The 17,538-nt window shown below is 69.9% G+C and carries 14 protein-coding genes; 5 read left to right on the top strand and 9 right to left on the bottom strand.

Annotated elements, in window-relative coordinates:
• Nucleotide 1: 1 nt before the first annotated feature.
• The gene (locus KIH27_RS13450) at nt 2-1,234 is read left to right on the top strand and encodes an Nramp family divalent metal transporter (protein WP_214093462.1); all 1,233 of its coding nucleotides are present in this window, start codon (nt 2-4) and stop codon (nt 1,232-1,234) included.
• Here KIH27_RS13450 and KIH27_RS13445 read toward each other — a convergent pair.
• The 3 genes from KIH27_RS13445 to KIH27_RS13435 form a co-directional block, all read right to left on the bottom strand.
• On the bottom strand, nt 1,231-2,163 hold the full coding sequence (locus KIH27_RS13445) for an acyl-ACP desaturase (protein ID WP_214093461.1): 933 nt from the start codon (nt 2,161-2,163) through the stop codon (nt 1,231-1,233). The genes KIH27_RS13450 and KIH27_RS13445 overlap by 4 nt on opposite strands.
• A 132-nt stretch (nt 2,164-2,295) precedes the next feature.
• Complete coding sequence (locus KIH27_RS13440) at nt 2,296-3,474, bottom strand: lipase family protein (protein WP_214093460.1); 1,179 nt, start codon at nt 3,472-3,474, stop codon at nt 2,296-2,298.
• A 205-nt stretch (nt 3,475-3,679) separates the two neighbouring features.
• Nucleotides 3,680-4,696 carry an AraC family transcriptional regulator gene (locus tag KIH27_RS13435; RefSeq protein WP_250150108.1) on the bottom strand — a complete coding sequence of 339 codons (1,017 nt, stop codon included), beginning with the start codon at nt 4,694-4,696 and terminating at the stop codon, nt 3,680-3,682.
• 383 nt (nt 4,697-5,079) lie between these two features.
• Between KIH27_RS13435 and KIH27_RS13430 the strand changes: the two genes are divergently transcribed.
• The gene (locus KIH27_RS13430) at nt 5,080-6,558 is read left to right on the top strand and encodes a cytochrome P450 (protein ID WP_214093458.1); all 1,479 of its coding nucleotides are present in this window, start codon (nt 5,080-5,082) and stop codon (nt 6,556-6,558) included.
• 9 nt (nt 6,559-6,567) lie between these two features.
• Here KIH27_RS13430 and KIH27_RS13425 read toward each other — a convergent pair whose 3' ends face one another.
• Together KIH27_RS13425 and KIH27_RS13420 are read right to left on the bottom strand one after the other, a co-directional pair.
• Nucleotides 6,568-7,404: an SDR family NAD(P)-dependent oxidoreductase gene (locus tag KIH27_RS13425; protein ID WP_214093457.1), complete on the bottom strand. Its 837-nt coding sequence runs from the start codon at nt 7,402-7,404 to the stop codon at nt 6,568-6,570.
• Nucleotides 7,401-8,057 carry a TetR/AcrR family transcriptional regulator gene (locus tag KIH27_RS13420; RefSeq protein WP_214093456.1) on the bottom strand — a complete coding sequence of 219 codons (657 nt, stop codon included), beginning with the start codon at nt 8,055-8,057 and terminating at the stop codon, nt 7,401-7,403. The genes KIH27_RS13425 and KIH27_RS13420 overlap by 4 nt, the downstream gene beginning before the upstream one ends.
• 44 nt (nt 8,058-8,101) lie before the next feature.
• On the opposite strand from KIH27_RS13420, the gene KIH27_RS13415 reads away from it, so the two are divergent.
• Nucleotides 8,102-9,073, top strand: a complete 972-nt coding sequence (locus KIH27_RS13415; RefSeq protein ID WP_250150104.1) for an alpha/beta hydrolase — start codon at nt 8,102-8,104, stop codon at nt 9,071-9,073.
• On the opposite strand, the gene KIH27_RS13410 is transcribed toward KIH27_RS13415, so the two are convergent.
• Nucleotides 9,070-9,462 (bottom strand): ArsR/SmtB family transcription factor, encoded by a 393-nt coding sequence (locus KIH27_RS13410; protein WP_214093455.1) that lies wholly within the window; start codon nt 9,460-9,462, stop codon nt 9,070-9,072. The two genes, KIH27_RS13415 and KIH27_RS13410, sit on opposite strands and share 4 nt — an antisense overlap.
• A gap of 123 nt (nt 9,463-9,585) precedes the next feature.
• On the opposite strand from KIH27_RS13410, the gene KIH27_RS13405 reads away from it, so the two are divergent.
• Nucleotides 9,586-13,809 (top strand): HAD-IC family P-type ATPase, encoded by a 4,224-nt coding sequence (locus KIH27_RS13405; RefSeq protein WP_372451376.1) that lies wholly within the window; start codon nt 9,586-9,588, stop codon nt 13,807-13,809.
• Between the two features lie 43 nt (nt 13,810-13,852).
• On the opposite strand, the gene KIH27_RS13400 is transcribed toward KIH27_RS13405, so the two are convergent.
• On the bottom strand, nt 13,853-14,116 hold the full coding sequence (locus KIH27_RS13400; RefSeq protein WP_214093454.1) for a type II toxin-antitoxin system RelE family toxin: 264 nt from the start codon (nt 14,114-14,116) through the stop codon (nt 13,853-13,855).
• Nucleotides 14,117-14,209: 93 nt separating this feature from the next.
• Between KIH27_RS13400 and KIH27_RS13395 the strand changes: the two genes are divergently transcribed.
• Entirely contained in the window at nt 14,210-14,491 is a 282-nt protein-coding gene (locus tag KIH27_RS13395) for a type II toxin-antitoxin system prevent-host-death family antitoxin (RefSeq protein WP_214093453.1), read from the top strand.
• Nucleotides 14,492-14,501: 10 nt separating this feature from the next.
• On the opposite strand, the gene KIH27_RS13390 is transcribed toward KIH27_RS13395, so the two are convergent.
• On the bottom strand, nt 14,502-14,981 hold the full coding sequence (locus KIH27_RS13390) for a hypothetical protein (protein WP_214093452.1): 480 nt from the start codon (nt 14,979-14,981) through the stop codon (nt 14,502-14,504).
• 2 nt (nt 14,982-14,983) lie between these two features.
• Nucleotides 14,984-17,362: a molybdopterin oxidoreductase family protein gene (locus KIH27_RS13385; RefSeq protein WP_214093451.1), complete on the bottom strand. Its 2,379-nt coding sequence runs from the start codon at nt 17,360-17,362 to the stop codon at nt 14,984-14,986.
• Between the last annotated feature and the right edge of the window lie 176 nt (nt 17,363-17,538).

The following is a 17,538-nucleotide window of genomic DNA, read 5'->3' as shown; positions in this document are numbered from 1 at the left end:
CTTGGCACAGGACACCCGGGAACCGGCGAGGCCGGGCTGGTATCTGCTGGGTCCGGCGTTCGTCGCCGCCATCGCCTACGTCGACCCGGGCAATGTCGCGGCCAACGTCAGCGCCGGCGCGAAGTTCGGCTACCTGCTGGTGTGGGTGATCGTCGCCGCCAACGTGATGGCCGGTCTGGTGCAGTACCTGTCGGCCAAACTGGGTCTGGTCACCGGCCGATCGTTGCCCGAGACGGTCGGGGCGAACACCCGTCGTCCCACCCGGATCGCCTACTGGCTCCAGGCCGAACTGGTGGCGATGGCAACCGATCTGGCGGAGGTCGTCGGCGGGGCGATCGCGCTGAACCTGATCTTCGGGCTGCCGGTGCTGCTCGGCGGCGTCATCACCGGGGTGGTGTCGATGGTGCTGCTGGCCGTCGGGGACCGGCGCGGCCCGCGGGTCTTCGAGCAGGTGTCCAGCGGTCTGCTGCTGATCATCGCGATCGGCTTCCTGGCCAGCCTGGTGGTGGATCCGCCGCCGGCGGCCGCGGTCGCCGGCGGGTTGCTGCCCCGGTTCGACGGCGCCGAGAGCCTGCTGCTGGCGACCGCGATCCTCGGCGCCACCGTGATGCCGCACGCGGTGTATCTGCACTCCGGCCTGGCCCGCGACCGGCACGGGCAGCCCGCGCCGGGTGCGCCGCGGCGGCGCCTGCTGCGGGTGACCCGCTGGGATGTGAGCCTGGCGATGCTGGTGGCCGGGGCGGTGAACCTGGCGATGCTGGTGGTGGCGGCCGCACACCTGTCCGGGCAGGACAGCACGGGTTCGATCGAGGGTGCGCACGCCGCCGTCCACGACGCGCTGGGGCCGACGATCGCGCTGTTCTTCGCGGTCGGTCTGCTGGCCTCCGGCCTGGCGTCGACGTCGGTCGGCGCCTACGCCGGCGCGATGATCATGCAGGGTCTGCTGCGGGTGTCGGTGCCGCTGCTGTGGCGGCGGGTGATCACCCTGATCCCGGCGTTGGCGATCCTGGCCGCCGGCCTGGATCCCAGCCGGGCGCTGGTCATCTCCCAGGTGGTGCTGTCGTTCGGGATCCCGTTCGCGCTGGTGCCGCTGATCCGGCTGACCAGTGACCGCGCCCTGATGGGCGACGACGTCAACCGGCGGGCCACCTCGGCCCTCGGCTGGGGTGTGACCGGGGTGATCAGCGCCCTCAACGGGGTGCTGATCTACCTGACCGTGACCGGCGGCTCCTAAACCGAGACGGTCTCGGCTTCCTTCGCGGCCCGCGCGGCCTTCTTCTCCTCGTAGATCTTGGCCTGCGCGTCGAGGAAGGCGAGGAAGTTGACGACCTCCTCGCGGGCCTTCTCCCCGTCGGGTCCGAAGTCGTCACGCTCAAGCACCCGCCAGTACCGCAGCACCGGGTGCAGCACGTCGTCGTGGTGGATTCGCAGGTCGTAGATGCCGGCCTTGGCGATGACCTTGGCCTTGTCGGCGAAGCCGGGCATGTTCATGCCGGGCATGTGGAAGCCGAGCACCTCGTCGCGGATCGCCTGCATGGCGGTGTCCGGGTCGATGTCGAGGGACGCCTCCATGAGGTTGCGGTAGAAGATCATGTGCAGGTTCTCGTCGAGGGCGATCCGTGCCAGCATCTGGTCGGCGAGCGGACAGCCGGAGGCCTTGCCGGTGTTGCGGTGCGACAGCCGGGTCGCCAGTTCCTGGAACGAGACGTAGGCCAGCGCCTGCAGCGGGGTCTTGTCACCGGAGTCGTAGCCGGCGATGGTGTGCTGCATCCGCAGGTGCTCCAACTCCACCGGGTCCACACCGCGGGTGACGACGAGGTAGTCACGCATGACGATGCTGTGGCGGCCCTCTTCGGCGGTCCACTGCCCCACCCAGCTGCCCCAGGCGCCGTCGCGCCCGAAGCGGGTCGCGATCTCGCGGTGGTACGACGGCAGGTTGTCCTCGGTGAGGAGGTTGACGATCAACGCGGCCTTGGCGACCGGGTCCAGTGGCGAGTCCTCGGGCTTCCAGTCCTCGCCACCGAGGAAGGCGAAGTCGCGCCCCTGGCTCCACGGCACGTAGTCGTGCGGGTGCCACGGCTTGGCCGCTTTGAGGTGGCGATTGAGGTTCTGCTCGACAATCGGCTCCAACTCGTGCAGCAGCGCAGCCTGGGCGTTCGTCATCTTCACTCCATTCCGGACCGGTGTTCGGTGCACCGATCGGATTCCGCTGTAGCTACCTGACGCATCGGTAACTTACGGTTCCGTAGGTTCGGTTTCACGGTAAGCGCGCTCCGGACCGGATGTCAATAGCGGTCAGCTAACCCGGCGGCCCAGCCGGCCGAGCGCCACCCGCACCGCGATGCCACCGACCCGGGCCAGCCCGACGAGCGTCTGCGGCGACAGCACCAGCAGCCCCCTGCTGGTCCGCGGCGGCCGAACCGACTGGTTCGCGAAGCGCTCCGAGATCCACTTGAGCACCACCGGCACCGACAGCGGGTGCAGCAGGAAGTGCTCGCTGAGCTGATCCCGCAGATAGGTCACCTGCGCGCCCATCTCCCGGTAGTTCGCCACCAGGGCGTCGATGTGGCGCACATCGATGATCTGATCGCCGGCCGCCTGTAACACCAGCAACGGCATCCCCGGGGCGGCGTGGCCGAGCCGGATCTCGTCGAACAACTCGACGACCGCCGGGGACGCGAGGATTTCATCAAGCGGCTCATCGAAATAGCGGTCTACCCGGTGCCGGAACAGCCGGGCCAGCGCACCGATCGTCGTCGCCGTCTGCATGCCGGCCAGCAACGACTTACCAGCCAGGTCGACGTGCGCCTGCACGACGCGGCGCAGGCCGGAATGTTCCCGGGTGAGCGCCGCCAGGCCCATCGCGGCGAGCCCCGCGAAGGCCGAGCCGTTGAGGTCGCGCAGCGCCTCGCCGGGATTGCCGACCGGTGAGCCGAGCACCGCACCAACGACGTTGAGCTCCGGTGCGTAGTCCGCCCACAGCTCGGCCGCCCAGGCCGAGGCGAGCCCGCCGCCGGAGTAACCCCACAGCGCGACCGGCGACTGCGCCGAGATGCCTGATGGCGCGAAGTTCGCGGCGGCCCGGATGCCGTCCAGCACGCAGTACCCCGGCTCCCGCGGCGCCACCCAGCTGCCGCGGGGTCCCTCGTGGTCGGGGACGATCACCGCCCAACCGTTGTCCAGGGCACACGCCATCAGCGGGAATTCCAGCGGCGGGAAGCCGCCCCAGACCTTCGCCTGCCGGCGCAGGACGTAGGACGGGAACGCCTCCGACGCCACGGCATCGATCGCGCACTGGTAGGACACCACCGGCCGGGGGCCGCGCGGCGCATCGCCGCCGGGCAGGATCACCGTGGTGAGCGTGGCCTGCGGTGCGCCGTGCATGTCGGTGGTGCGGTAGAGCAGCTGATAGGCGGTCACCGGTTGGTCGACGACGCCCAAAAACGCCAGCCGGACCTCGCGGGAGCGCAGCACCGTGCCCGGTGCGGTTGCGGCGTAACCGGCGGGCGGTTCGCAGAACGGATCGCAATCCGGGGGTAGTGGTCGCCCGAAGTCAATACTGTGATTAACATATACACAGCCTTGGCTTGCGACCTCATGTGCCTGAGTCATCTGGAGCAGTATGGGGTTTTCGCCGCGGTAAAACTTGTCTCAAAGCGACAACTTCACCGCGGGGACTTCAGGGTGCCCGTCCGACCCCGGCCCGCCGCCGCAGGTCCCGCGGGCTGACCCCACGCCAGCGGCGCACCGCGTGGCTCAACGCGGACTGACTGGCGAACCCGGCCATCACCGCAACCTGGCTCAGCGGCAGGTCGGTGGTCAGGATGTAGCGCAGAGCGTGGTCGCGGCGCACGTCGTCGAGAATCTCCTCGAACGTGGTGGACTCCTCGGCCAGCCGGCGCTGCAGGGTGCGCGGATGGACCGCGAAGAGCCGAGCGACGTTGTCGATCGTCGTCGCCGTCACGCCCACCTGCTCGGCCAGGGCACGCTGCACGTCGGTGGCCAGGCGCGTCTCCGGGTCGGTGTGCCGGCTGGCCAGGTAGTCGAGTGCGAGCTGCCTCAGCACGGCGTTGCCGGTGGCGAACTCCTCGTCGAGCACGCTGCGGTGCACCCGCACCATCGCCCGCGACGAGCCGAACCGCACGTCGGTGCCGAAGAAGTCCGTGTAGGTGCGCAGCGGCGCCACCGGCTGGTGCGGGAACTCCACCGACCGCAGCCCCAGCCGGTCGCCGACCAGGGCGACGGCCACCTGATACAGCAGGCCGATGCCCTGCTCGGCGCCCTGCGGACTGTAGGGCGACCGGGTCAGATCCTTCTGGTAGGTCAGTGCGACGACGTCGCGCCGGCCGTGCGGGTCGTCCTCGACCCCGACGCGCAGCGCCGGACTGTGCACGAACATGAACCGGGACGCGCAGTCGATCACCTCAGACACCGTCGACGACGCCTCGATGGCCAGCGCCAGCGGCCCCAGAATGCTCAGGTCCTGCACCCGGGCCAGCCGCAGCCCCAGATCCGGGCAGTCCAGGTCGCGGGCGGCGGCCTCCATCATCAGGTCGACGGCGGTGATCGGCAGCAGATCCTCACCGGACACCAGCGCCGAAACGGGGATGTCGAACCGGCGCGCGAACTGTTCGGGGTCGCCGCCGAGTTCGGCGACCAGTTGCGCGAAGCCGCGCACACCGGCGGCCCGGACCATCGCCTCCACAGCTTCGCATCGTAGGGGTCCGCGGCCGTCGGCGCGCCGATTCACCCGACGCCCTCCCGACGCAACAGCGCCACGCCGTAAGCTTGCTTACACCCCCGCAACCGAGTGGTTGTCGTCACACGGATACTGACCAAATACCGTGATTGCCAACACCTTTCGGTGTCAACACGCCGCCCGGTTGACTAGCGTCTCCGACCATGAAACTTCATGGACTGGTGATTGCAGCTGTTACGGCCATCGTTGGACTGTTCGCCTCGGCCTTCCTGATGCTCGAGGTCGTCTTCGGAATGGGCTGATCGGATACCCGCTTGACGGGTGTCAATCCTGACCCGACGATGATGTGAGACGCATCACTCATCGTCGGCGAAGGAGCCTTGATGACCACGATCAGCACGCCGCACTACCTGCTCGATCAGGCCAGGCGCCGGTTGACGCCGACGCTGAACAATCTCCCGGGTCTGGGGACGATCGAGAAGCGGCTGCTGACCGTGGACTTCAAGCAGAAGGTGCTGGCCGATCCGCCCCCGGGCAGCGGCCTCAAGCCGGTGGTCGGCGACGCGGGGTTGCCGATCATCGGCCACGCCATCGAGACGTTCCGCGAAGGGCCCGAGTACGCGCTGCATCTGTATCGGAAATACGGTCCGATGTACTTCGCCGACTCGCAGATCATGCCGTGCGTCGTCGCACTCGGCCCCGACGCCACCCAGGCCGTTTTCACCAACGCGGACAAGGACTTCAGCACCTCGGGCTGGGTGCAGGCGATCGGACCGTTCTTTCCGCGCGGCCTGATGCTGCTGGACTTCGACGAGCATCTGCACCACAAGCGCATCCTGCAGGGGGCGTTCACCCGCCCGCGGATCGCCGAGTACGTCAAGGACATGGATGCCGTGGCGACCGACGTCGTGGCGGACTGGCCGACCGACGACACAAGGTTCCTGTTCTATCCGGCGGTCAAGGAACTGACGCTGGACGTGGCATCGGTGGTGTTCATGGGGCAGGACCTGCGCGACGACCACCACCTGCTCGCCGAGGTGAACCACGCGTTCGAGCAGGCCATCCGCGCCGGCATGGCGATCGTGCGGGCACCGGTGCCGCCGTTTCGGTGGTGGCGCGGCCTGCAGGGCCGAAAGGTGCTGGAGCGCTACTTCTATCAGCGAGTCCGCGAACGCCGGCACGCCGAGGGCACCGACATGCTCACGGTGCTGTGCCACACCGCCGACGAGGACGGCAACACCTTCACCGACGCCGACATCGTCAACCACATGATCTTCTTGATGATGGCCGCCCACGACACCACCACGTCGGCGCTGAGCACGATGGTCTATCACCTGGCCGCCAACCCGGAGTGGCAGGAGCGGGCCCGCGACGAGTCGGCCCGCCTCGGCGACGGACCGCTGGACATCGAGGCGCTGGAGGGACTGACGACGCTGGACCTGGTGATGGACGAGTCGCTTCGGCTGGTCACCCCGCTGCACATGAACGTGCGGCAGGCGGTGCGCGACACCGACCTGCTCGGCTACTACATCCCGGCCGGCACCCTGGTGGTGACCTGGCCGAGCATGAACCATCGGCTGCCGGAGTTGTACACCGACCCGGAGCGGTTCGACCCGGACCGGTTCTGCGCGCCACGCTCGGAGCACAAGAAGCACCGCTACGCCTGGGCGCCGTTCGGCGGCGGTGCGCACAAGTGCATCGGGATGACCTACGCGCGCCTGGAGATCAAGACCGTGCTGCACCGGATGCTGCGCCGCTACCGGATGGAACTGTCGCACCCCGGTTACCGGGCGCACTGGGACTACGCCGGCATGCCGATCCCGGCGGACGGCATGCCGATCCTGTTGCGCCGCCTGTAGTCCCGGCCGTCAGCGGGCGTCGAGACCCACCAGGCCGGTCGAGATCTCCCACAGCCCGTCGATCAGCGTCTGGTCGTGAGCCTGTCGGTTCTCCGCGCCGTTCGCACGGTGCCGATCGAAGTACACGCCGTTGAGCGACGGGTCGGCGCCGCGCCGGGCCAGGTCGATCAGCGGGGCGGCCCCGCTCTCCGGGGAGATCAGCGCCAGCCGCCGCAGCGGGGTGCGGTAGATCAGGCCGGTGCTGCGCGACTCCCGGCCGAAGCTGGTGGCCACCGGGCCGGGATGCACTGCGGCGGCGACGATCCCGTCGGCCGACCAGCGCTGGGCGATGCCGCGGGCGAACAGGATGTTCATCAGTTTGCTCGACCCGTAGGCGAACTGCTGCAGCGCCCGGCGCCGCCGGTAGTCCAGATCCGTCAAGTCGATACGCCCGAACCGGTTCGCCACGCTCGACGTATTCAGCACCAGGGCCCCGCTGGCTGCGGCGAGCCGGTCATGGAGCAGGTTGGTGAGCAGGAACGGCGCCAGGTGGTTGATCTGGAAGTTCGGTTCATGCCCGTCGACGGTCGGGGTCCGCGGCGCGAACATGCCGCCGGCGTTATTGATCAGCACGTCGATCCGGTCGACGCGGCCGGCGATCTCCTTCGCCAGGGTGCGCACCTCGTCGAGTCGGGCGAAATCCGCCGTCAGCGCAACGCCGCCGGTGTCGGCAGCGACCGGTGCGAGCTTCTCCGGCGACCGGCCCACCACCAGGAGATCGACCGCGGGGCCGGCCAGTGCTCGCGCGGCCACCGCCCCGATGCCGTCGCTGGCGCCGGTGATCACGATCGTCGGTCGTGAACTCATGGGTGAATCTCCTCATCGTCGGGTTGAGATGGCCGGGTCGAGATGCCGTCGATCATGGTCGCGGCGGCGAAATCGACCATCGCCCGGAGCTCCACCGGGGCAACGTCTTTGCGGTCCGCACGCCAGCCGAGCGAAAGCACGCCCTCCAGCATCGCCCACAGTGCGGTGGCCGCCACCGGGGGCTCCAGCGTCGGATCGAAGGTGCCATCGGCCACGCCGGCGGCCAGGATCTCAGCGAGCCTGCCGACCTGCTCATCGATCTTGGCCGCGATGCTGGCCAGCGCGTCGGGCTCGTCAGGCGGGGTGTTGAGCAGTTCGAACTGGCGCGGACGTTCCCACGCGAAGGCGATGTAGGCACGTGCCACCCCGGCGAGACGCTGTCGCGGCGTACCGGGCGCGGCGAACGCCGGTTCCAGGTAGCGCCGGTTCTCGGCCACCGCCCGCTCGGCCACCGCGACCAGCACCTCCGGCCGCCGTCCGACGCGGTTGTACACGGTCTGGATCGCCACGTCGGCCCGCTCGGCCACCGCCTCCACCGTGACCGCACCCAGGCCGCCCGCTTCGAGCAGTTCCTCGGCCGCGTCGATGATCGCCTCCCGATTGGCCGCTGCTCGGCGCGCCGTCCGATCGGCGGTGAGATTCGGCTCGGGCACGCCGATTACTGTACTCGACTCCATGATTGGAGTACATTCCAAATATGGGATCGACTCAAATCATGTATTACCGCGAGCAGCAGGCATGGCGTGACCTGCAGGAATTTCTGCCCGAGCGGCTCCGGCTGACCGACACGACGGCACCGGCCGAGGAGTTCTGGGACTACCGCGGGCACCGGGTCCACCTGGACCGGTACGCCAACCCGGACGCACCCGCCAAGATCGTGTTGCACCACGGGGTCGGCACCAACGGCCGCCAGATGAGCCTGATCGTCGGCGGGCCACTGGCGCAGCGCGGATTCGAGACCATCGCGCTGGACAACCTCGGCTACGGGCTGACACGGGTGGCACCCGGCGCCGTACCGTCCTATGCCGACTGGGTCGATCTGGTGGTGGACTTCCTCGCCTACGAGCAGTCGCGGGACGACCGGCCGATCGCGCTGTACGGCTTGAGCGCCGGCGGGATGCTCACCTACCACGTCGCCGCCAAGGCACCCCGGGGAACCCTGCGCGGGATCGTCGGCATGACCTTCCTGGACCAGCGTCACCAGAACGTTCGCGACGACACCGCGCACGACAAGGTCATCTCGCGCGTCGGCGCGCCGGCGATGCGAGTGCTCGCCCGAACCCCCTTGGCGCGCATGCCGTTTCCGATGACGGTGGCATCGAAGATGTCCACGCTGGTGAACGACGCGGGGGCGTTGAAGGTGATGACGGCGGATCGGACCTCCGGTGGGAACTGGGTGTCGATCAAGTTCCTGGACAGCTACCTGAATTACGTCCCGGCGGTGGAGCCGGCGGACTTCGACGCCTGCCCGGTGCTGCTTACCCAGCCCGCCGAGGACCGCTGGTCGCCGCTGGAACTCAGCCAACCGGTGCTGTCGCCGATCACCCGGGTGCCGGTGACCACCGTCATGCTCACCAACGCCGGCCACTACCCCATCGAGGAACCCGGGTTGACGCAGATGCAGGACGCGATCGCGGAGTTCACCACCGGCGTGACCCGCACGGCCTAGCGGGCGGGCCCTCCCGGGTCGGGCGCGAGGCTGCCGTCCGGGGCGATGTGGGCGAAGATCTGCTGCAGCAGGGTCAGGATGTGCGGGTCGTCGACCGTGTAGAAGTGCCGGCGGCCCTCCCGTCGGGAACTGATCAGCCCCGCGAGTCGCAGCTTCGTCAGATGCTGGCTCATGGTGGCCACGCCCAGGCCGGTGCGTTGCGCCAGCGTCGTCACATCGCAGGTGTCGTTGGCGGCCAGCCACAGCACCCGCAACCGGGCGGGGCTGCTGAGCAGGCCGAACGTCGCCGCAGCGGAGACGACCTGCGGCTCGGTCGGCTCCCCGGGCGGGGCGGATTCAGTGGCGATTTCGGGTTGCCGTTCTTCTCGTTTTGTTGAGGCGGGACTCATTCTCGCGCACCGCTGACGGTGGGATTCGCACAACATAACAATTGCATAGTTGCGTAATCATCAAACTAACGACAGGATTGGGGCCGCACAACGCATCCGGCTCACCCGATTGGCGACTCCACCGTGATCCCCACCTCCCTGCCGCGCCGCGCGGCCGCCCTGCTCATCCAGGCCACCGTCGCGAGCGTCGACGCCGCGACCGGCGCCGCATCGTCGGCCGTTGGAACCGCCGGATCGGTGGTCTCGGCCAGTCTCGGCCTCGCCACCATCCCGATCCGCGAAGGCGCCAAGGTGCTCTCCGGCGAGGTTTCGGTGGCCACCCTGACCCGGCACACCTGGCACGGCGACGGCCGGATGTGGATCGAGGTCCGCGGCCTCGACGAGACCGGCGGGGAGGCCCGCGGCCGCGCCGTCGTCGACGCGCTGCGCGGTCGGCCCGGCGTCACCGCGGTGCGCCTGAACCGTCCGCTGGCTCGGGTGGTGGTCGAGATCAACGATGCGCAGACCACGCTGCACGACCTGTGCCAGGTCGTCGACGACGTCGAACGGCGGCACGCGCCGAGCACCGGTGCCGTCACGCCGCACCCGAGTGCCCGGCGCCTACCGGGCGACGGCCTGCTGCTGGTCAGTCGCGGCGTGATGATCGGCATGAACGCCGCCGGGCTGGCGATCACCGTCGCGGGCCGGCTGCTGCGGATCCCCGGTGCGCCGGTCGCCGTCGACGCGGCCGCGGCGCTGCTGACCTACCAGCCCAAGGTGCGCCAGGTGCTCGAAGACCGATTCGGCACCGCCGCCACCGACACCGTCATGCTGCTGGTGTCCATCGGGGCACGCATCGCGGTGCTGTCGCCGGTGACACTCTCGGTGGACCTCGCACTGCAGGGCATCAAGGCCACCGAGAGTCGCGCCGCCGCGCACGCCTGGGGCCGCTACGAACCCCTGCTGGCCCGGCACGCCGAGCAGGACGCCGTGCACCGGTCGGTGCGTCCGGCGCCGGTCGCGGTGAGTAAGGCCGAGCGGCACGGCAAGCGGATGGCGATGGTGCAACTGATCGGCACCGGGCTGGTCGGCGTCATCACCCGCAACGTCACGATGGCCTCGCAGACCGCGGTCGCGGCCGCACCGAAAGCCTTGCGCACCACCACCGAATCGTTCGCCGCGACGCTGGGCCACGGACTGGCCGAGCACCACGGGGTGCTCCCGCTGCGGCCGGGGAGCCTGCGCCGCCTCGACACGATCGACACCGTGCTGATCGACCCCCGCGTGCTCGTCGGCAACCCGCTGGCGTCGGCGATCATCGCCGAGGCGCGCACCGCCGATGTGCAGATCGCTGCCGTCGACACCGGCGACCTCGGCGAACTGCGGCCCGCGTTCGACCACCTGTCGCCGGTCGGCTCCGACGGGGTGGACGCCGCGCTGGCGGCCGCCGTACTGGACCTGCAGACCGCCGACCGCACGGTTGCGGTGCTGTCCTCAGCAGCTTTCCAGGCGCTCGCCGCCGCGGATGTGGCGCTGGGGGTCATGCCCGGCGACGACATCGCACCGCCGTGGGAGTCCGACCTGCTGCTGGAGGATCTGGTCGGCGCCTGGCAGGTGCTGCACGCCCTGCCCGCGGCCCGTGACGCCGCACAGCGCGGCATCACGATCTCCACCGGCGCGTCGACGCTGGCCGGGCTGCTGATCGTGCCCGGGGTGCGGGGTGGACGCCGGGCGAACCCGGTCGACCTGGGTGCCGCCGCCGGACTGCTGTCGGGCTACCTGTCGGCCCGGCGGATCGTGCGCGCCGCCGCACCGAAACCGGCGGTCGTGCAGGACTGGCACGCGCTGTCGGTCGACGACGTTCGTGCGGCACTGCCGGTTCCCGACGTGACGGCCCGCACCGTCGCCGTCGCACCGCCGGAGAACATGGTGTGGCAGTTCGCCAAAGCCGTGCGGGCGGAGCTCTCCGACCCGCTGATGCCGGTGCTCGCGCTGTGCTCCGCGGCCACCGCGATGCTCGGGTCACCGGTCGACGCGATGATGGTCTCCACCGTGCTGATCGGCAACTGCATGCTCGCCGCCGGGCAGCAGTTGCAGGCCGAGAACCGGCTGAATCGCCTGCTGGCCGCCCAGACCCCGCCGGCCCGCCTCGTCGACACCGTGGCCGACGACACCGCCGGCTACCGCGAGATCGTCGCCGATCAGCTGCTCCCCGGCGACCTCATCGAAATCCGCAGCAACGAGGTGGTCCCCGCCGACGCCCGGATCATCGAGGCCACCGACCTGGAGGTCGACGAGTCCTCCCTGACCGGCGAGTCGCTGTCGGTGGACAAGCAGACCGCCCCTGTGCTGCCCGGCGCCGAACTCGCCGAGCGCTACTGCATGCTCTACGCCGGCACCACGGTGGTGGCCGGCACCGCGGTCGCGGTGGTGACCGCCGTCGGCGCCGACACCCAGGTGCGCCGGGCCGCCGAACTGGCTGCGGGCACTCCGCCCGTCGTCGGGCTGCAGCACCAGCTCAGCACGCTGATGAGCCAGGCATTCCCGGCCAGCGCGATCGGCGGCGGCATGGTCGGTCTGCTCGGCATGCTGCGCGGCGGCGGCCTGAAGATGGCGCTGGGCAACGCGATCGCGGTGGCGGTGGCGGCGGTGCCCGAGGGGATGCCGCTGATGGCGACCCTGGCCCAGCACGCCTCGTCGCAGCGGCTGACCAAGACCGGTGCGCTGGTGCGGGTTCCGCGGTCGGTGGAGGCGCTCGGCCGGCTCGAGGTGGTGTGCTTCGACAAGACCGGCACGCTCAGCGAGAACCGGCTGCGGGTGACCCGGATCCAGCCGATGCCCGGGCAGTCCGACGACGATGTGTTGCGCTGCGCCGCGCACGCCGCCCCGGCCCCCGAAGGCGCCGCCCACGCCCACGCCACCGATCAGGCGATCCTCGAGGCCGCCGGACAGGCCGGTGTCGCGCATCCGGCTTCGGTCCCCGACGCGCACCTGCCGTTCCGCTCCGGCCGGGCATTCTCCGCATCGGTGTCGGGCACCCGGCTGACGATCAAGGGCGCACCGGAGGTGGTGCTGGCCGCGTGCGCCGGTGCCGACCCGGCGTTGGCCGACACCGTGGCCGACCTGGCCGCCGACGGACTGCGGGTGATCGCGGTGGCCCACCGGGACCTGAACGCCAAGCAGGCCAAGGCGATTCGGGACGACGCCGACGCCATCGGCGGCCTGTGCGCCGACGGGCTGTCGCTGGTCGGCTTCCTCGGGATCTCCGACACCCCGCGCCCCGAGGCGCCGCAGCTGCTGGCCGACCTGGCCGAGCGCGGCATCGGGATCCGGCTGATCACCGGCGACCACCCGGTGACCGCCACCGCGATCGCCGCGGAACTGGGCATGCCGGTGGCCGCCGAGCAGGTGATCACCGGTTCGCAGTGGAATGCGCTGTCCCGCACCGACCAGGAGGCCGCGGTGCATGAGCGGGTGATCTTCGCCCGGATGGCACCGGAGAACAAGGTGCAGATCGTGCAGACCCTGGAGCGCACCGGCACGGTCTGCGCGATGGTCGGCGACGGCGCCAACGACGCCGCCGCGATCCGCGCTGCCAGCGTCGGCCTCGGCGTCGTCGCCCGCGGCAGCGACTCCGCGCACGCCACCGCCGACATCGTCCTCACCGACGGCCGGATCGGTGCGCTGACCGACGCCGTCGACGAGGGCCGCCGGCTGTGGCGCGGCGTGCAACTGGCCGTGGAGGGCCTGCTTGGCGGGAACCTCGGTGAGGTGATGTTCGGCGTGATCGGCACCGCGATCGCCGGGACGTCGCCGCTGAACAACCGGCAGCTGCTGCTGCTGAACATGCTCACCGACGCGCTGCCGGCCACGTCGGTGGCGGTCAGCACCCCGGCCGGTGCGGTGCAGCGCGTCGGCCGCGGCCTGGACAGGGCGAAGCTGATGCGCGCGGTGGCGGTGCGCGGCGTCATCACCGGGACCGCCGCCACCGCCGCGTGGACGCTGGCCTCGATGACCGGGACCCCGCAGCGGGCTGCCACCGTCGCGCTGATCTCGCTGGTCAGCACCGAACTCGGGCAGAGCCTGATCGACTCGCACGCCCCGCTGGTGGTGCTCACCTCGGTTGGTTCGTTCGTGGCATTCGCAGCGATGGTCGGGCTCCCGGGGATCAGTCAGCTGCTCGGCTGCACCCCGGTCGGCCCGATCGGCTGGGGCATCGGGGTCGGATCGGCGGCCGCGGCGGTGGCGGCGGTGGCCGTCGCGCCGCGGCTGCTGCCGGCGGGCTGGCAGCAGCCGGAGACCGCGCCGGTTGCCGTCACGCCGGTCGTCGAACCCCGGGCGGCGGTCAGCGCCGGCGCCGTGGCCTGACGAGTCGTCCGCACTGTCCGGCAAGGCGACTCGGGAACTGCGTTCAGTGGTAGACCTCGCCACGTTTGGCGACACGAAAGACCTCGACCAGCACCTTCCGGTCTTCGATCGTGTACAGCACGCGACAGCCGCGAACTCGAATGCGGTAGCCGTCGCGGCCAGTGAGCGATTCGCAGCCGGGCGGGCGCGGGTCGGTGCGGAGTGCGGCGATCGCGGTGACGAGCTGCTTGTGCAGCTTCGGATCGCTGCGGGCGATGCGGCCCAGGGCTTTGTCCGCCTCACGGGTCAACTCAACGCGGTACGCCACCGCGAAACGGTAACATCAACTGCACACTTCGATCGATTCAGACAAATCAAACATTTTGTACAATTCTTCAAGAATGGTGATACCGTCCACGTTATGAACTCAGTCACCGCTTCTCGCCACCCCGAGGTCGCCCTCGCTGAGTTGCGCGCCAGCATCGGCGACATCATCAACCGTGCCGCCTACGCCGGTGAGCGGGTTGTGGTCACCCGCAACGGCAAACCCGCTGCGGCACTGATTTCGGCCGAAGAACTGGCCTACTTCGAGGAATTGGAAAACGCGGCCGACGCAGCCGCGCTCGACGCTGCCCGCGCCACCGACGATGACGCCCGCATCAGCATCGAGGAACACGCAGGAGCACACGACATCGGCCTCTGACCGTTCACAGTTACCCGGTCCGGAGGCCCGACCCGTCGGCGACCAACAGCGCCTGCGGCGCTTCAGCTTTCATCCGGGCCCGCAGCCACGCCAGCTGACCGGTCGTCTGCTGGTTGCAGCGCGCAACGACCGCCATCAGCTCCCGGTCGCGAGCGGCCTGGGCGGCCTGACCGACCAGCGTCCAGGTGATGTCGAGGAAGCTGGCGAGCTGGTAGACGTCCTGCAGATCCCGCAACAGCCCGATCGGCCCGCTGCGAGGGCAGTCCAGGCCGGCCGGCCGCAAGTGATCGGGTGCGGGTTCAGCGACGTCGGCGTAGCGCTCGGCGACCGATGTCAGTGCGCCGCAGTGGTTTTCGCACTGACCGGCGAACCCCAGGCATGCGTAGTGGACGTCGAAGTCCAGCCGGTGTCCCTCGGCGACCAGCCGGTAGGACGCGGCCAGGCTCTGCCCGGTGTCGTCGAGCAGCCGCAGGTACGTGGTCAGGTGCATGTTCACGACCGTCCTTCGCCATTTGCGGGGGCCGACGCGGTGTTGGTGGGCGCCGGGGCCGGTCCGTCTCCGGCGCGGACCCGTTCCAGGGCGACGGCGGCGACCTTGAACTCGGGCTGGCGGGAGATCGGGTCCCAGGCGTTCAGCGTGAGCTCGTTGATCGGGTCGTCCCCGTAGTGCCAGGGGCCGAACACCACGCCCTCCCGCACGTGCGAGATCCGGGCCGGCGCTTCCAGGCTTCCCCGGCGCGACGTCACGCGCACGATGTCGCCCTCGGCGACGCCGTACTGCTTCGCGTCCTGACGGGACACCTCCAGCCACATGCTCGGCGCCGCCTGCTGCAGCTGCGGCGCGCGGGCGGTCTTGGTGCGGGTGTGCCAGTGATAGACGGTGCGGCCGGTCGTCAGTCGCAGCGGGTAGTGATCGTCGGGCAGTTCGTAGGCGGGCTCGTAGGCCGCCGCCTTGAGGATGGCCCGGCCGGCGGGATCGGTAGCGCGGTACTGCGTCTCGGTCACCGGCGCCCCGGTCGCAAGGTCGTGACCGTAGGACTGGCAGTACTGCGCGTCGGTGGGAAACACCCCGTCGGCGTAGAGCCGTTCGGTGCCCGCGGGAACCGCGGTGTTGCACGGCCATTGGATTCCGCCGTGCTCGTGCAGCAGTTCGTAGCTGAGCCCGGTGTAGTCCACCGGGCGGCCCGCACTGCAGCGCTGCCACGCCTCGAACGCCTCGGCCGGGGTGTTCCACGGCGGCAGCGGCCCACCGTCCTTATCGGTCAGCCCCAGTCTCCGGGCGTAGTCGATCCAGATCGCCAGGTCCGATCGGGCCTGCCCCGGCGGTTGCACGGCCTGTTCGGACAGGTGCACGGTGCGGTCCACGTTGGTGTGGGTGCCGGTCTTCTCGGCCCACAGCGCGGTCGGCAGCACGACGTCGGCGAGTTCGGTGGTCTCGGTGCGGTAGCCGTCGGAGACCACGACGAAACACTGGTCGCCGGAGAGGATTCGGCGCACCCGGGCCAGATCCGGCATCGAGACGCCCGGGTTGGTCCCGGCGATCCACAGGAAGCCGATCGAACCCTGTTCGGCGTACCGGAACATCGTCATCGCATCCGTCGGTGGCGCCCAGTGCGGGATCGCGAGCGGGTCGACGTTCCACAATGCGGCAAGCTCGGCCACATGCTCCGGATTGGCCCAGTTGCGAAACCCGGGAAGCGCTGGGCCGCATCCGCATTCACGGTTGTTCTGCGCGGTGGGCTGGCCGTTCATCTGCAGCACGCCGGCGCCGGGGCGGCCGATCATGCCGCGCAGCAGGTGCATATTGTTCACCTGGCAGGACGCCGCGGTCGCCTGATGGGATTGGTAGAAGCCCATCGACACCGTCGACACCACCCGTTTGCTGGTGCCGAAGATCTCCGCGGCCCGGCGGATGTCGTCGGCGGGGACGTCGCAGATCTCCGCGGCCCACTCCGGGGTGGTGTCGCGGGTCAGTTCCTCCAGCGCGTCGATGCCGACGGTGTGCGCGGCGACGTAGTCTTCGTCGACGAACCCGTTCGCGATCAGTTCGTGCACCAGGGCGTTCATCAACGCGAGGTTCGTGCCGTTGCGCAGCGGCAGGTGCACGGTGGCGCGTTCGGCGACCTTGGTGCGCCGGGGGTCGACGCAGACCAGCCGGGGCGGGTCGGCGCCGTCGAGTCGGTCGAGCATCCGCGCCCACAGCACGGTCTGCGTTTCGGCGACGTTGTGGCCGTATAGAAAGATCGCGTCGCAGGAGTCGATGTCGGTGTAGGAACCGGGTTGGCCGTCGCAGCCGAAGGTCTCCTGGAACGCCGCGGCCGCCGTCGAGGTGCACCAGCGGGTGTTGCCGTCCATGTGCGGGGTGCCGATCCCGCCCTTGCCGATCATCGCCAGCGTGTAGTACTCCTCGGACATCAGCTGCCCGGAGGTGAAGAAGCCGTGCGACAGTGGGCCTTTGGTGTCGAGCAGCGTTCGGGAGCGCTGCACCACCGCAGTCATCGCGGTCTCCCAGTCGGTCTCGACGAGTTGCCCGTTGCGGCGGATCAGCGGTGTGGTGAGCCGGTCACGCTGCTGCCCCTGCCAGCCGTACAGTCCCTTCGGGCCGAGCCGGCCGTGGTTGACCCGGTCCTCGGGTCGACCCCGCACCCCGACGATGCGGCCGTCCCGGACCGCGATCTCCACCCCGCAACCGTTGGAGCACAGCAGACACGCGCTGCGCACCCAGCGGTCGACGTCGGCGGCGGTCAGGCCGTCGGCCAGGTACTGGTCGACGCGGGCCGGCCACTGGGTCCCCGACGCGTGCGGGGTTCGAGTGCCCCAGATGTCGGCGATGCGGTCGGCGTGCTGCGCGTGTGAGGACTTCTCGGTCATCCGCTCACTTCCCCGTTCGGCGGTGTCATCGACAGAATATGAGCATCCCCCGGCGAGGCTGCCCTGTCGGGCGTACGCGAATTTCCCCCCGAATCCCCAGGTGGAGTCCTCAGATTCCCGAGCCGGGGTTGAGGATGCCGAGTGGGTCCAGCGCGTTCTTGATGCGTTCGTTGAGT

Source organism: Mycolicibacter acidiphilus (assembly GCF_018455725.1).
GTDB lineage: Bacteria > Actinomycetota > Actinomycetes > Mycobacteriales > Mycobacteriaceae > Mycobacterium > Mycobacterium acidiphilum.
This window is presented reverse-complemented; position numbering and strand designations above follow the sequence as displayed.

Excerpts from the sequence above, each read along its gene's own strand:
- KIH27_RS13445 (WP_214093461.1), bottom strand. The coding sequence starts at position 2,163 with ATGACGAACGCCCAGGCTGCGCTGCTGCACGAGTTGGAGCCGATTGTC.
- KIH27_RS13435 (WP_250150108.1), bottom strand. The coding sequence starts at position 4,696 with ATGGTCCGGGCCGCCGGTGTGCGCGGCTTCGCGCAACTGGTCGCCGAA.
- KIH27_RS13425 (WP_214093457.1), bottom strand. The coding sequence starts at position 7,404 with ATGAGTTCACGACCGACGATCGTGATCACCGGCGCCAGCGACGGCATC.
- KIH27_RS13415 (WP_250150104.1), top strand. The coding sequence starts at position 8,102 with ATGGGATCGACTCAAATCATGTATTACCGCGAGCAGCAGGCATGGCGT.
- KIH27_RS13410 (WP_214093455.1), bottom strand. The coding sequence starts at position 9,462 with ATGAGTCCCGCCTCAACAAAACGAGAAGAACGGCAACCCGAAATCGCC.
- KIH27_RS13395 (WP_214093453.1), top strand. The coding sequence starts at position 14,210 with ATGAACTCAGTCACCGCTTCTCGCCACCCCGAGGTCGCCCTCGCTGAG.
- KIH27_RS13390 (WP_214093452.1), bottom strand. The coding sequence starts at position 14,981 with ATGCACCTGACCACGTACCTGCGGCTGCTCGACGACACCGGGCAGAGC.
- KIH27_RS13385 (WP_214093451.1), bottom strand. The coding sequence starts at position 17,362 with ATGACCGAGAAGTCCTCACACGCGCAGCACGCCGACCGCATCGCCGAC.